The organism is Staphylococcus sp. HMSC36A10, from assembly GCF_001838845.1.
Taxonomy (GTDB): domain Bacteria; phylum Bacillota; class Bacilli; order Staphylococcales; family Staphylococcaceae; genus Staphylococcus; species Staphylococcus aureus.
Genome location: NZ_KV839129.1, coordinates 1 through 216, shown reverse-complemented (window position 1 = coordinate 216; position 216 = coordinate 1). Strand labels below are relative to the sequence as shown.

The window sequence follows — 216 nt, the reverse complement described above, 5'->3', positions numbered from 1 at the left end:
CAAGTTCAAGCATTAATTGACGAAATCGATCGAAATCCAAATCTAACAGATAAGGAAAAACAAGCACTTAAAGATCGTATTAATCAAATACTTCAACAAGGTCATAACGACATTAACAATGCGCTGACTAAAGAAGAAATTGAGCAGGCAAAAGCACAACTTGCGCAAGCATTACAAGACATCAAAGATTTAGTGAAAGCTAAAGAAGATGCGAAA

Annotated in this window: 1 protein-coding gene; it reads left to right on the top strand. The window is 34.7% G+C overall.

Translation table 11 applies throughout. From position 1 onward, the window contains the following. A partial coding sequence (locus HMPREF3247_RS12000; protein WP_142349156.1) for a DUF1542 domain-containing protein occupies positions 1–216 on the top strand: 216 nt, incomplete at both ends.